The 14,937-nt window shown below is 45.7% G+C and carries 12 protein-coding genes; 5 read left to right on the top strand and 7 right to left on the bottom strand.

Annotated elements, in window-relative coordinates:
* Positions 1–29: 29 nt before the first annotated feature.
* Complete coding sequence (locus EKG38_RS06545; RefSeq protein ID WP_126519488.1) at positions 30–536, top strand: DUF2062 domain-containing protein; 507 nt, start codon at positions 30–32, stop codon at positions 534–536.
* A gap of 192 nt (positions 537–728) precedes the next feature.
* On the opposite strand, the gene lolE is transcribed toward EKG38_RS06545, so the two are convergent.
* The 3 genes from lolE to EKG38_RS06530 form a co-directional block, all read right to left on the bottom strand.
* Positions 729–1,988: a lipoprotein-releasing ABC transporter permease subunit LolE gene (lolE, locus tag EKG38_RS06540; protein ID WP_126519487.1), complete on the bottom strand. Its 1,260-nt coding sequence runs from the start codon at positions 1,986–1,988 to the stop codon at positions 729–731.
* Positions 1,985–2,680, bottom strand: a complete 696-nt coding sequence (lolD, locus tag EKG38_RS06535) for a lipoprotein-releasing ABC transporter ATP-binding protein LolD (protein ID WP_126519486.1) — start codon at positions 2,678–2,680, stop codon at positions 1,985–1,987. The genes lolE and lolD overlap by 4 nt, the downstream gene beginning before the upstream one ends.
* A gap of 124 nt (positions 2,681–2,804) precedes the next feature.
* Positions 2,805–4,037, bottom strand: a complete 1,233-nt coding sequence (locus EKG38_RS06530; RefSeq protein ID WP_126519485.1) for a lipoprotein-releasing ABC transporter permease subunit — start codon at positions 4,035–4,037, stop codon at positions 2,805–2,807.
* A 97-nt stretch (positions 4,038–4,134) separates the two neighbouring features.
* On the opposite strand from EKG38_RS06530, the gene EKG38_RS06525 reads away from it, so the two are divergent.
* From EKG38_RS06525 to EKG38_RS06515, 3 genes are all read left to right on the top strand, one after another.
* Positions 4,135–4,740, top strand: coding sequence for a hypothetical protein (locus EKG38_RS06525; RefSeq protein ID WP_126519484.1), 606 nt, complete (start codon positions 4,135–4,137; stop codon positions 4,738–4,740).
* A 136-nt stretch (positions 4,741–4,876) separates the two neighbouring features.
* Positions 4,877–8,350, top strand: coding sequence for a transcription-repair coupling factor (gene mfd / locus EKG38_RS06520; protein WP_126519483.1), 3,474 nt, complete (start codon positions 4,877–4,879; stop codon positions 8,348–8,350).
* Between the two features lies 1 nt (position 8,351).
* Positions 8,352–9,299, top strand: coding sequence for a peptidoglycan binding protein CsiV (locus EKG38_RS06515; protein WP_126519482.1), 948 nt, complete (start codon positions 8,352–8,354; stop codon positions 9,297–9,299).
* Positions 9,300–9,430: 131 nt separating this feature from the next.
* Here EKG38_RS06515 and EKG38_RS06510 read toward each other — a convergent pair whose 3' ends face one another.
* The 3 genes from EKG38_RS06510 to nagZ form a co-directional block, all read right to left on the bottom strand.
* Positions 9,431–9,706 carry an acylphosphatase gene (locus tag EKG38_RS06510; protein WP_012143172.1) on the bottom strand — a complete coding sequence of 92 codons (276 nt, stop codon included), beginning with the start codon at positions 9,704–9,706 and terminating at the stop codon, positions 9,431–9,433.
* A gap of 786 nt (positions 9,707–10,492) precedes the next feature.
* Complete coding sequence (gene ycfP / locus EKG38_RS06505; RefSeq protein WP_126519481.1) at positions 10,493–11,032, bottom strand: alpha/beta hydrolase YcfP; 540 nt, start codon at positions 11,030–11,032, stop codon at positions 10,493–10,495.
* A gap of 92 nt (positions 11,033–11,124) precedes the next feature.
* Positions 11,125–12,138 (bottom strand): beta-N-acetylhexosaminidase, encoded by a 1,014-nt coding sequence (gene nagZ, locus EKG38_RS06500; protein WP_185826797.1) that lies wholly within the window; start codon positions 12,136–12,138, stop codon positions 11,125–11,127.
* A gap of 322 nt (positions 12,139–12,460) precedes the next feature.
* On the opposite strand from nagZ, the gene EKG38_RS06495 reads away from it, so the two are divergent.
* Positions 12,461–13,837 (top strand): L-serine ammonia-lyase, encoded by a 1,377-nt coding sequence (locus tag EKG38_RS06495; RefSeq protein ID WP_126519480.1) that lies wholly within the window; start codon positions 12,461–12,463, stop codon positions 13,835–13,837.
* Positions 13,838–13,936: 99 nt separating this feature from the next.
* On the opposite strand, the gene cysB is transcribed toward EKG38_RS06495, so the two are convergent.
* On the bottom strand, positions 13,937–14,911 hold the full coding sequence (gene cysB, locus EKG38_RS06490) for an HTH-type transcriptional regulator CysB (protein ID WP_126519479.1): 975 nt from the start codon (positions 14,909–14,911) through the stop codon (positions 13,937–13,939).
* Between the last annotated feature and the right edge of the window lie 26 nt (positions 14,912–14,937).

The raw sequence follows: 14,937 nt of genomic DNA, 5'->3' as shown, positions 1-14,937 counted from the left end.
TGAATAAGTTAAGACAGCAATAACAATTTATGCCAAAAAAATTAATTAAAAGGTTTATGCCAAAACCCGAAACACTGCAGAATCACAAGCATTTGCAGATGTTTGGAAAATGGCTCCACAAGCCTAATTTATGGGCGCTAAACAGACGTTCAGCGCCGGCTGCATTCGCGGTAGGTTTGTTTGTGGCTTGGATACCTATGCCATTTCAGATGGTGCTCGCTGCAGCATTAGCGATCATTTTCAACTGCAATATTCCCATTGCTGTGGCCTTGGTATGGATAACCAATCCATTCACAATGCCATTTATGTTCTACGCGGCTTACCTGTTAGGCGCTAAAATCCTGAATCACCCCACACAGGATTTTGCTTTCGAAGCCACCTGGCAATGGGTAGAGGCCTCAATATCGACCATTGGCCCTCCATTTCTCTTAGGCTGTCTGGTTCTGGGGACGATTTTTGCTATCGTAGGCTTCTTCTTAATAAAAACGCTGTGGAAATACTCCATATTGTTTAAATGGATCAAGCGCAAAAATTAAGCTCAACAGAGCCGCGCCAAGACTAATTGACAGTTTGATTCAGGCTCTTTCAGCCTTAACCTCGATAAAGATGCAAGATGCAAGAAGCAAGAAGCAAGAAGCAAGAAGCAAGAAAGGATATTGCGGGGGAGAGGATTCCGGGAGCATCACACAGATGTGACGTCCCGAATTATCAATCTTCTATAACGTGGTCTATCTGCCCGCTAATGCGCGTGCCGGAGCGGTTTGACTGGCTTTCCAGGCAGGATAGAGCGTCGCGATGAGACTCATGATGAAGGCCAGTAATATCACTAAAGCCACATCTGACAGATGCAGCTGTGAAGGCAGAAAGTCAATAAAATAGACATCTGCAGATAGCAGCTGAATGCCCAAAACACTTTCAATTGTCTTGGCGATAACACTGAGATTTTCAGCAATAATGGCACCAAGCCCTCCACCGATCACACAGCCTAAAAGACCGTTTAGCGCTCCCTGCACGATAAAGATATTCATGATTGAAATACGCTTCATTCCCATAGTGAGCAAAATGGCAATTTCAGACTGCTTATCACGTACGGCCATCACTAAGGTCGATACGATATTAAAACAGGCAACCGCAATGACGAGTGCCAGTACCAGATACATAACGGCGCGCACCAGCTGAATGTCCTGATACAAATTCCCCTGAGTACGGGTCCAATCATTGAGGTAGAGATATTGCTCCTGGCTATAACCCAGTTCTCTGATCAATCTTGGCGCATCGAATACCTGTTCAGTTTTAATTCTGACACCTGAAACATCGTCGCCCATCTTAAGTATTGAAGCGGCATATTGCATAGGAATATAGGCGGTGGTGAGATCCAATGATCCACCGAGTTCAAACACACCAGCAACGGTAAATCGATAACTTTTTGCCGCACCAATTCGAGAGCCGCTTCTGTTTTTACCACTGATATCAGGCATATATAAACTGAGGGCGTCGCCGACGTTTAACCCTAAAGATTCGGCCAGACTCTTGCCTAATACGATATTATTCGCATCATGTTGAGCCAATTTTGACCATGTCGATGCCGACATAAACTCAGAAATTTTTGATACCTTCGCCTCTTCGATGGTATCGATTCCCAGAATACTGAGACCTTGAAACCCTCCCGGCTTCTGAACTAGCCCTTGAAGTCGTATAAAGGGGGCCGCCGCCACAATGCCGGGGATCTTATTAGCATCATTGGCGATGGCTTGCCAACTGTGTATAGGTTCATTGACACCACTCAATTCGGCGTGTGCAACGACCCCGAGTAGTCTTGTTTCGAGTTCATTCTCAAAACCGTTCATCGCAGAGAGTACGATAATCAATACCGCAACGCCTAAGGCGATACCCGCTGTCGAAGCAAAGGAGATAAAACTGATGAATCGATTAGACTGGCGGGCCAGATAAAAGCGCCAGCCAACCCAGAAAGAGAGCAACTGACTCATGAAGATATTCCTTCACCGTTAAGCAAAACGCCATCCTTCATCTGAACCTGTCTGTCCATCCGCGCTGCAAGCTTGGTATCGTGAGTCACCACCACAAAAGCCGTGCCTAACTGGGTGGCAAGCTCTTGAATCAATTCATAAACGGCTTCGCCGCTACTGGCATCCAGATTACCGGTCGGCTCGTCAGCGAGTACCAACTTAGGCTTGTTGATCAATGCTCTGGCAATAGCCGTACGCTGCCGCTCACCACCGGACATCTCAGATGGGGTATGCGCTAATCGATGCCCCAGCCCTACCCTCTCAAGCAAGGCTTTAGCTTCAGACTCGACCTCTTTCTTGTTTCTTCCCTGTATCAGGGCTGGCATAGAGACATTTTCCAGGGCGGTAAATTCAGGGAGCAGGTGATGAAACTGATAAATAAAGCCTAAATCCTGATTGCGGATAGCTGACTGACGGCGAGCCGAAAGCGCATATAGGTCCTCGCCTAACATGTTCACGCTGCCGCTCGTTGGGCTGTCTAACGTCCCCATGATATGCAGTAAAGTACTCTTACCCGAACCCGACGTGCCTACGATAGCGAGTTGTTCTCCCTTGAATACTTGCAGGTCTACAGAGTTGAGCACTTGAGTATCTACACTCCCTTCGTGATACCTTTTACTCACCCCTTTGACTTCTAACAGTAGCTCTTGCATATTTTGTTACTCATCTAATCGTATCTAACGCACTGCCAATATGGTTTTATTGCCAGCACTGAATGTGATGTCTAATCTTGGTTAAAACTATTTGTTTAAAAAGCATTTGCTTAAAAAGCATGACTTATTCGTATCTTAATGCGCTGGCAGGTTGTACTCCTGCGGCTCTCAGTGCCGGATAAACGGTGGCTAAAAAGGTAATGATCAAGGTTCCGACAACAATCCAGCCCAATTGTGTCCACTCAATCTGCACCGGCAATGACTGGCCCGCACCTAATACTGAGATCCCAAGCGTGTTCAGTATGCTATTGAGATTAAGCGATAAACCGATACCAACCAACAAACCGGATATCAGTCCTAGAATGGCATTCAATGACCCTTGGATCATAAATATCCCCATCACGGTCAATGTCGACAGCCCCTGTGTTTTTAATACGGCTACATCGGTTGTCTTATCGACGACCATCATGACTAACGCCGAGACAATATTGAAAGCCGCAACGGCAATAATAAGGCTAAGCATCAGTGACATCATATTTTTTTCCATCTTAACGGCACTGAATAAGTGGCCGTAGGACTCTCGCCAATCGGATGTAGTGACCTCGATACCCTGCTTTTCGAACTGCTCGACAACTTTAGAGGTTAAACTGGCGGCATTGAAGGGATCGACCAGATAGAGCCTGAGATGTTTTATCTCACCGGGTTTTTGTCGCATCAGCCGCTGCGCATCTTCATAATGGACATAGGCAAGATTGGCGTCGACTTGTGAGCCCATCTCAAATATGCCGGCTACAATAAACTTTCTCTGACTAGGCACGGGTCCTAACGGCGAATACACCACACCTTCACCGCTAAGGAGTCTCACCGTATCGCCGGCTACAACATCTAATCGTCTGGCTAATTCTGCGCCAAGGATGACGCGATATTGTCTGGGTTCTAACTTATCGAAGCTGCCATTGAAACTTCGTTTCATTGTTCTTAATAATTCTTGCTCATAAGCAGGGTAGATACCGTATACCTGAACGGCACTGATATTAGTTTGCGACTGAACCATGGCCTGGGTCGCAATACTGGGGGTAGCCCCCAACACTCCGGGTAAGTTTTTTAATCCCTGAACCTGCTTTTCCCAATCGGTTAGTGGTTGGCTCGCATGTACCGTTAACTGAGGAACGGCCCCCAATATTCGCTGCTTTAATTGACCTTCGAGTCCATTCATCACAGAGCTGACAATAATGAGTGCGGCCACGCCGAGTAAAATCCCCGAAACGGCAAAAAATGTGATGAAGGAGGCAAACGTATTGGCCTTTCTGGCTCGCCAATAACGGAACCCAATATGTGCAGATAACGCAAAATTCATAGTTGCCCACAGACTCATTAACTATAGAGCCTTGCTAAATCATTAAGATGCGCATGATAATAGGGGTAATAGCTACAAAAAAACAAGAGGAAATCCCTTGTTCACTGATTCAACGCCCTATTTTAGTGTTATGCATGACTTTACCGTCTATCTGACCCTATGGCCAGATGACTCCCCGCTGCCATCAGAGAGTGAGCTGAAGTTTATGTTGCCGACAAGCCTGCTGCTGATTAGTGATGTTAAAGCGCTTGAAGCCGACTGTTTAATGCAACTCAGACACTTCGACGATGAAGCTAAATCAATTGTCGATTACCTTAAGCTTCAATCGAGAAAGATTGACCTTGTTCTGCAACATGTCATCGAGCAGGAACAGCACGAGGGAGAGCAACATCATGGGTTATCATTTGGTGGAAGTGGCATCAAAATTATTGGTAATGCAGAGCTCGAAGTCGGAAACCAGTACAAGATCACTTTGCATATCAAAGAGGAGTTGATCGCACTACTGTGTTTTGTAAAAGTCACCTCAAATCAAGTTGCCGACGCCAGTGATGATGCGAGTAATGCCGCTGAAAGTGCCCGGTATATAACAGAATTAGAGTTTACTCAGATACTCGACTCCGATGTCGAACAGCTGGTCAAAGCTAGCCTCAGCGTACAGCAGAAGTACCTGAAATATCGAAAATTAGCACAGAAAGCGCCTTAAGTTTCATCCAGAGTCTGTAAATTTCAGGATAAGACAGCAGCAAAAACAAGTATGAAAGGTCAACAGCCCCTAGCACTGATGAGTGTAAGCCTCTACAATAACAGGCATCTTTGTCGTTAATTTTTGCCTGTTATTAATGAAACCTTTTTCAGTATTGACTCCGCCAGCAGTAAAAAGCGCAACCAGAGCGCAAACACTATTTACCTTAGGTGGCGCGTCTCAAGCCATCACCTTAGCCAATATAGTCCAAAAGCATGATGGCTTGACCTTGGCTGTGACCAACGACACTCCCACGGCTCTTTTACTGGAAACTGAATTAACCTATTTGTTGAAGGATAAAGATATTCCGGTATGGATTTTTCCAGACCGGGAAACCTTGCCTTACGACAACTTCTCGCCGCATCAAGACCTGGTGTCACAGCGACTGGAGACCCTGTCACGGATCCCCAATGCAAAACAGAGTCTGGTCATCGTCCCCATTACAACCTTGATGATGCGTTTGCCACCTAAATCATTTCTGGCCGGTAATGTACTGCTGTTAACTAAAGGCGATAACTACTGCCTGCAGGATGTAAAACAGCAACTGGTCGATACCGGTTACCATATGGTGGAGCAAGTCTATGAGCATGGCGAATTTGCCGTCAGGGGGTCTATCATCGACCTCTTCCCTATGGGATCGACTCAGCCCTACCGCATAGAGCTGTTTGACGACGAGGTAGAGTCGATTCGCTATTTTGATCCTGAGACTCAGCGCTCCAGTGGCACCATAGATTCCGTACGCTTGCTGCCCGCAAAAGAGTTCCCAACCAACGATGCGGCGATAGAGGGGTTCAGACAAAGATACCGCCGTCGATTTGAGGCTCTGGTTAAAGAGCCCGAATCTGTCTATCAGATGGTCAGTAGAAAACTGCTCCCCGCAGGAATAGAAAACTACCTGCCCCTTTTCTTCGACGATACAGCCAGCTTATTTGATTACCTTCCCGGTGATGCACAACTGGTAAACATTGGCGATCTGGAGCAGGCTGTAAAAGCGCACCTGGCGGAGATCGAGATCCGCTATGAGAATAGGCGAGTCGATCCACTGCGACCATTATTATCTCCAAAAGAACTCTATCTACTCACTGAGCAGATTTTCTCGGAATTTAAGCAACACCCCAGAACACTGCTTAAAGTCGGTGATGCTCAGGAGTCAGGTCATCAGGCAAAACTCGAGGTTTTACCTGATGTGACTGCTAACCACAAACTCAAGCAGCCACTGAGTTTACTGCAAGAATTTAGCGAGGGAGCAGGCAATATACTCTTCAGCGCCGAATCAGAGGGCAGACGTGAAGCCTTGTTTGAGCTGCTGAGTAAAATCGACATAAAGCCCAAATTATTCGCCCATTTCGATGACTTTGTCCTTTCAAACGCTAAGCTTGGCTTGATCGTATCTCCCCTATCTAAGGGGTGTATTGTCGAAAAATCACGTGGGGCAAAATTCAGTCTCATCTGTGAAACTGAGCTCTTCGGACACAAGATTTCGCAAAAGCGACGCCGGGACAAGCAAAGGCAGATCAGCAGTGACGCTCTGGTCAAAAACCTGGCCGAGTTAAAAGTGGGTCAACCCATCGTTCATCTGGATCACGGTGTCGCCAGATATAAGGGACTCGAAACCTTAGATACCGGTGGCTTAATCGCCGAGTACCTGATGTTAGAGTATTCCGGTGGTGATAAGCTCTATGTCCCCGTCTCATCTCTTCACCTTATCAGCCGCTATAGCGTAGGGCCCGATGAAGAGGCGAACCTCAATAAACTCGGCAACGAGACCTGGGCAAAGGCGAAGAGAAAAGCGGTCGAGAAGATCCGTGATGTCGCCGCAGAGTTACTCGATGTCTATGCCACACGACAGGCAAGACCCGGAGATGCTTGCAAGGTCATCGAAGAGGAATATGCGCAATTTGCTAATAGTTTTCCCTTCGAGGAAACCGTCGATCAGGAAACGTCAATTAACGCTGTCATGACCGATATGTGCTCCCCGATAGCCATGGATAGACTCGTATGTGGTGATGTAGGTTTCGGAAAGACTGAAGTGGCAATGCGCGCGGCTTTTGTCGCGGTCAATGACGGCAAACAGGTCGCCATATTAGTGCCGACGACGCTGCTGGCTCAACAACACTACGAAAATTTCAAAGACAGGTTTGCCGATTGGCCGGTAAAGATAGAGGTCATGTCGCGTTTCAAAACGGCTAAAGAGCAAAAACATGTTATGGAGGAGTTAGCCAATGGGAAAGTCGACATTGTTATTGGCACCCATAAGTTACTCCAGTCCGATGCTAAATTCGAAAATCTGGGATTATTGGTGATCGATGAGGAACATCGATTTGGCGTAAGACAGAAGGAGAAAATCAAAGCCTTAAGAGCCAATGTCGATATCTTAACCCTGACTGCGACTCCGATCCCAAGAACACTCAATATGGCAATGTCCGGGATGCGGGATCTGTCAATTATCGCAACGCCTCCGGCGAAGCGGTTATCGGTAAAAACCTTCATAAGGGAGTATGACGATACGACCGTGATAGAGGCTCTGCAACGCGAGATCTTACGTGGTGGACAAGTTTACTTCTTGCATAACAATGTCGAGTCAATCGAAAAGCGTGCCAGTGAGTTAAGCGAGTTGCTTCCTGAGGCGCGTGTTGTCACGGCTCATGGTCAGATGCGTGAGCGTGAACTTGAAAAAGTGATGTCCGACTTCTACCATCAAAAATTTAATGTTTTAGTCTGTACTACCATTATCGAAACGGGCATCGATGTCCCCTCTGCGAACACCATTATCATCGAACGTGCTGATAAGTTTGGTCTGGCGCAACTGCATCAACTCAGGGGGCGTGTGGGACGCTCACATCACCAGGCCTATGCCTACCTGATGACGCCCCACCCTAAGCGCATGACAAAAGATTCAGTCAAGCGGCTTGAGGCGATTGGCGCATTAGAAGACCTGGGAGCCGGATTTTTATTGGCCACTCAAGATCTGGAGATCCGTGGGGCTGGCGAACTGTTAGGTGATGAACAGAGCGGCCATATTTCGAAAATTGGCTTCACTCTCTATATGGAGATGCTCGAGGACGCAGTGAAGTCACTCAAAGAGGGGAAAGAACCCTCACTCGATCAGATGCTAAGGCACCAATGTGAAATCGAGCTTCGTATTCCCGCCCTGCTTCCCGATGATTTCGTTCACGATGTCAACATCAGGCTATCGCTCTACAAGAGGATAGCAAACTGTGAAACTGAGCAGGCGCTGGACGAACTAAGAGTGGAATTGATCGACCGTTTCGGTTTACTCCCAGATCCCACCAAGAACTTGATGGAGTTAACCCTTTATAAACATCAAGCTACGGCACTAGGCATTAAAAAGCTCGAGATGCATGCTAAGGGCGGAAGTCTGGAGTTCAACGATGATCATAAGGTCGATCCTGGTTTTATCATCGGATTACTCCAGAGCCAACCACAAAACTATCGAATGGATGGCCCGAGTAAGTTAAAATTCATCATCCCTGCAGAGTCATACTCTGACAGGCTAGCCCTGGTCAAGTTGTTACTAGGGCAATTATCACAACACCGTCTTGGAGAATAATGTGTTAAGACAAACTCTTTTAGTCCTATTGGGCTTTCTTTCTTTCACTGAGCTAGCCTATGCCCAAGATGAGCGTTGGTTTGAGGTAGAGGTTTACCTGTTTGAACGGAGCAATGCGGATCCACAGGAGCAAGCGCCGCAACAGGTTCGGTTGACCAAAACCAACAAGGCTGTCGATCTGATCTCTCCCCTATTCAGCACCAATATTACAGGAGCAAGTATTGGTCTCGAAGGATGCTCGTCACGCGATTGGGCGACAAATGCAGACGAATGTAATCAACAACTTAAATCGACACAGGTGAATCACCTGTCGCAAATTCCGAGTAGTATCTTTGCCCCGGAGCCCCAATATGGTGTTCCCGGAGGACCTGCGGTATTACTCTCTGACAGCCAGAATCAATTTCAGGAAATTATCAATAAACTATCCCGAGAGCGCGGCAACAAAAGTCTGCTTCATATGACATGGCAACAATCTATGCTGCCAAGACATAAAGCTAAGGCCGTCCGACTATTTTCGGGGCAGGATTACGCATCACGATACGAACTCAGTGGTCAAACGGTCCAGACGCATCAAACAGAATCCCTCATTCCTCAATTTGATTTTTTTGGTGAAACACCGTCCGATGATACGCCTAAGCCCGTGTGGAAACTTGATGGTACGTTGAATATCTATCTGAACCATTACCTGTACGTGGAGACAGCACTTAATCTCAGAAAAGAGGGCATTAAGACGGTGGGAATAATGATGGATAATACACACCTCAACGAAACCCTTGAGTCAGTCACCACTCCATTTCTTTTTGCGATTCCGATGACACAAAACCGCAGAGTGAGAAGTGATGAAATACATTATTTTGATCACCCGAATATGGGGATGATCCTGCAGATAAGAAAAATGGAACAGCCTATAGACAGAGTCTCCGAAGCCGTTTCAATAGACGTTAATTGAGCGGGTCTTCCCATAGAGAAAGGCGATTTGAATAGAGATATACTTGGTAAATTTGTCAATGTTCTCGCCTTTAGCAAATGCTAAAGGCGGGTAGCTCTAGTAAAAAATAGTAAACTTACCGGAATTAAAAATTAAGATTGTACAATCGAAAAGTCGAGGTAGATCTCATCGGCCTCGTCCTCTTCGACAAGCACTCTGGTGACCTGAGCTTGTGGTGAACCGATGTGACACCAATCGATTAGAGAGTCTACGGACGGAAATGCCCCTTGAGCGAGAATATTAACCGAACCGTCCTCGATATTAGACACATAGCCAGTCAAACCCAACTCTTGAGCTTTAGATAACGCAAATCGTCTGAAACATACCCCTTGTACCTTGCCATTTACATTGATCAGTACTCTTTTCATCTTGGTATCCTCATATCCACTCTTTTGAAGATAACGCAAAGCTGAGCAATGGGCAAAATTTATACCAATTGCATTAAATAATTAACCACTTCAGAGCCCCTCAGGTTTTTCAATTCAAGGCGCATTGATGAAGAAATGGTTATTCCCTTTTAAGTCAATGCAAAGCAGAAGTGGGAAGCCTGAGGGACTCACGTAGTGCGAGCTTCAAAGCCCTTTATGCTGCACTGGATGCTTTCGATATAGAATAACTATTAGCTTCAATCATCCTACTTGCCTACAGAGCTTTGAATTCTCGCTGAATGGTCAGGTACTTAACGCAATTGGTATTACGCAAAAAAAAACAGCTAACTAAGAGTTTGTTAGCTGCATCGGGCGACATACGCAAACTGGTTAGGCCTGGGAGAAAACAAATTCATTATGTATCAACTTGTATCACACCAGAACTTTGAAGGCCACTTTACACTGCCAATATCAAGATGCAAGCAACGAACAGTTATTTAAGCTAAAAACCAACGCCATTTATCTTTTTGATGGTAAATATGCCGACAAAAACAGTATCTTATACTGTAGTACCAGTTAGGTATCATGAAGCGATTAGTGAGAGTTTAGGTTGTTCTCAGGAAGAGAAAGGTGCGAACGGAGAATTTAACGCAAAGATAGAAAGTCAACGGGGCTTTTCATAAAAAGTGGGATTTTAAGGTCGGATAATACCAATCGGCGTAGCCCTATACGATAAAGCCTTAACAGTACTACACCGCTGTAATTGCAGTGTAGTACCCGAGACAATTAAACTTGCTTAAAGGAGTTTATCTGAGGAAGGTGGCTCGCTAATACCGGAAATTTATGAGGCTGCTCTTCATCCCAACAAATTTGGTAAAATCCGCCAAGCTGCTCGCTCACACTTTGGTTGTCATTAACTTGATCCTTACGAGAAAGGATCACCAAAGCTTTCCCTTGGTTTTTCCCCCTGAATTCAGACACACATTTCCCGGCAATATCGGAGTACTCTTCGGGTCTATCGATTCTGCCGACCATATTATCTTGAGGGTTCAAATTCGGATTAATGAGCACCGAACGGATACCATTTAAAAAACCGATACGTTCAGCCCAATAAGCTCCCAGACCAACACCTATGATGATAGGGTCTGAATCATCAGACTGCTGCAGTTGCCTGCTCACTTCATTAAGCAGGTGTTGCATGTCGTGTTTAGGATGTAAGGTACTGTAACTGACTAAACGTACATCTTTGTCAATAAACTGCAATTGACGCATTTTTTCATGGTTACCGGGACTCGTTGCATCAAAACCATGTAAATAGAGGATCATTTCGCCACCTATAAAAAATATCAGAACATTAAGTTATCTAATTTATTGAAGTTGAATATTGAGCAACATCAATTTTTTATTGTTTGTAAATTTTAATTACTTGGAAACTTTCCGGCAATCTCTTTTGCTCTTGCCCATCGAGCATCATCCTCTAACGCCTTGGTAACGACATGTAATCTGGGTTTTAATAAGCTCGCAGGCCGTTCAGGAAGTGTTTCAGGCCACACTAACTCGTTTAATACTTCGGTCGCACCGGCTGCATCATTACAAAGTAAAATCATATCACACCCTGCATCAAGCGCCGCTTGAGCACGCGCTTTATAGCCCCCAACGACACCAGCCCCTTCCATACCAAGATCATCAGAAAAGATGACACCTTTAAATTCAAGCTCATTTCTCAACACCTGCTTCAACCAATATCTGGAAAAACCTGCAGGATTAGGATCTATATTAGGATAGATAACATGAGCTGGCATCACTCCATGTAGCTTTTCCTGACCAATAAGCTGTTTAAAAGGCAGCATATCTGATTCGATAATCTGCTGCTTGGTGCGGTTATCCACCGCTTGATTGAAATGAGAGTCAGCTTCAACGCTACCATGACCAGGGAAATGTTTACCGACTGCCGCCATGCCAGCCTGCTCCATACCATCGATAAAACTACCGGCCAACGCGATAACCACATCCGGCTCGCTACCAAATGCTCTTTTCCCTATGACCTTGCTTATGCCATTCAAATCTAATACTGGCGCAAAACTTAAATCGATATCACAGGCAAGGAGTTCAATCGCCATAAGGTAGCCGAGCTCTACCGCCCAGGATTTGGCCAACATCTTGTCGCCATCGGCATAGGGCAATATATCCCCCATCGCTGGAATACCGGTAAAACCGTCTCTAAATCTTTGTACCCTGCCACCTTCATGATCGACGGCGATGAGAATATCAGGCCGTACGGAACGCACTTGCTTAATCAAGTCGATAAGCTGTGCTCTATCACTGTAGTTTCGACTAAATAAAATCACGCCACCGACCATAGGGTGCTGAAGCTGTGACAGTTCCTCCTCTGACGCTTGGGTCGATAATAGATCAAGCATTAAATAACTCACACAGACTCCCTAACATTACGAAAAATAGAACCAGCCAAAAAATTGATGGTTTTTTTGCAGAAAAAAACAAAAGGTGGCTAAATCTTTTTGAGTAACCCGAACCCTAGCCCTAGCTTAACTAATCTGAAAGCGCTAATTAAAAAATCTCATGATAAGCCATGAAGAAAAGTATGGGATACTTTCAGATATAACAGCCACAAAGCAGATTAGATTATCATACCGCAGCCATTTCCCCTGAATTTTAAACCTATTTTTAATAACAAAGGGAAATTTAATCTAATATGAAGTGTGTGGGCAGAACAATAACAAACAGGGTTTCATCATGATAAGCGTTTTCGACATGTTCAAGATTGGCATAGGGCCATCGAGCTCTCATACTGTGGGCCCTATGAAGGCTGGCAACATCTTTATTAATGATCTTGATAAAAAAGGACTTCTTGAATCTACCGATGAATTAAGATCTGAACTATTTGGTTCTTTAGGCCAAACAGGAAAAGGCCATGGCACCGGCAAAGCGGTGATCCTTGGACTCATGGGCGAAGCCCCGGATACCGTCGATACCAATATCATAGACAAGGTACTCAAAGAGGTCAGCGAATCAGAACAGTTGAAGATGGCGAATGGAACAAACGTCATTTTTAGCCGTGACGCCGGAGTCATCTACCATAGACGTAAAAGCTTACCCGCCCACGCCAATGCCATGACGCTATTTGCGCTCTCAAAAGGCAAGTGTATCTATGAGAGAACCTATTATTCGGTAGGGGGTGGCTTTATCTTAGACGAAGATGAAATCAAGGCTCAAGATGCCTCTCCTGCGGCGCCAATTCAATCTGCACCCTACGATTTTAATAGTGCCAGTGAACTTCTGGCTGCATGCACTGAAAATGGTTTGAGTATCTCTTCGCTCATGATGGCAAATGAGCTCAGTGTGGCCCCCGAGAGTCAGGTAAGAGAGCAGCTTTGGCACATTTGGCAGACAATGAAAAATTGTGTCGAGCGTGGTTACCAAAAAGAGGGAATATTGCCCGGAGGCTTGAAATTAAGACGCCGTGCTCCTGCAATGTATCGCAGGTTAAAGGCTGAAAGTAAGAGTAATATCGATCCTTTGACGGCTCTGGATTGGGTGGATCTGTTCGCGCTGTCGGTAAATGAGCAAAATGCGGCGGGCGATAGAGTCGTGACGGCTCCAACAAACGGGGCGGCCGGAATTATTCCTGCGGTACTGTGTTATTACGATGCCTTTGTCGAAGAGGTCGATATTGAAGTCTGCTGCCGCTATCTGTTAACTGCTGCTGCAATCGGTATTCTCTATAAGAAAAATGCCTCAATTTCCGGTGCCGAAGTCGGCTGTCAAGGTGAAGTGGGCGTCGCCTGCTCGATGGCCGCCGGAGCACTGACCGAGATTATGGGTGGCACTATCGAGCATGTCGAAAATGCCGCTGAGATAGGTATGGAGCATAACTTAGGCTTAACTTGTGATCCTGTCGGTGGCTTGGTACAAGTCCCCTGTATAGAACGAAATGCCATGGGCGCTGTAAAGGCGATCAACGCCTCCAGAATGGCACTACGCGGTGACGGAAATCATAAAGTCTCGCTGGATAAAGTCATAAAAACCATGATGGACACAGGTAAAGACATGAGAAGCAAGTACAAGGAAACGGCAAAGGGTGGGTTAGCAGTAAATATCGTAGAATGTTAATGCCACGGCTTTAGCTAAGCGAATTGATCATATCAGCTAAAACAGAAAACTCGCCCATTGGCGAGTTTTCTGTTTTTACAGCTACAGATTCAAATCCGACTATTTAACCGGCAGTTCGATATCGGCAAACATATTTTCTATTGATTGAGGATCTCTGAGACCCACCGCTTTCTCAACCACCTCTTTTGTTAGATGAGGTGCGAAGTGTTCGATGAATTCATACATATAAGTCCTTAAGAAGTTACCTTTCCTAAAGCCTATCTTAGTCGTGCTGTGAGCAAACAGATGACTTGCATCGATAGCCACCAGATCTCTGTCCATAATTGGATCTATGGCCATAGAGGCAATAACACCGACACCGAGTCCCAGCCTGACATAGGTTTTCAATACATCCGCACTGGTGGCACTGAAAACGACTCTGGGTTCCAGTCCGGCCCGATTAAATGATTTTTCAATTTCCGATTCACGATCGAAACCGAATACATACGTCACCAGCGGGAAACGGCCCAGATCTTCGATACTGATATTACTGCGAGACGCTAAAGGGTGATCGCGGGTAACGACGATAGAGCGATTCCAATGATAACAAGGCAACATAATCAGATCTGAATAGAGGTGCATACCCTCGGTTGCAATAGCAAAATCGGCATCACCTCTTGCCGCGAGTTCGCTGATTTGAGATGGCGTCCCCTGATGCATATGCAGGTTTACTTTCGGGTACCTGTCGATAAAGCCACGAATGATATTAGGCAAGGCATACCTGGCTTGCGTATCGGTAGTCGCAATATTTAATTCGCCTTGGTCGGGCTTAGTGTACTCTTCGGCAACTTTTTTAATACTTTCAACTTTGCCTAAAATATTATTTGCTATACTTATTACCTGCTCACCGGCAGGAGTAACATGGGTTAAGTGTTTACCACTGCGACCGAAGATTTGAATACCTAACTCATCTTCCAGCATTCGTACCTGTTTACTTATTCCAGGTTGAGAGGTGTAAAGGTTTTCCGCGGTTGCTGACACGTTAAGGTTATGATTAACCACCTCTGCAATATATCTGAGTTGCTGCAGCTTCATCTTTGTTCCTTCGATTCGACCTCTGA

This window comes from Shewanella canadensis (assembly GCF_003966225.1).
Taxonomy (GTDB): Bacteria; Pseudomonadota; Gammaproteobacteria; order Enterobacterales; family Shewanellaceae; genus Shewanella; species Shewanella canadensis.
This window is presented reverse-complemented; position numbering and strand designations above follow the sequence as displayed.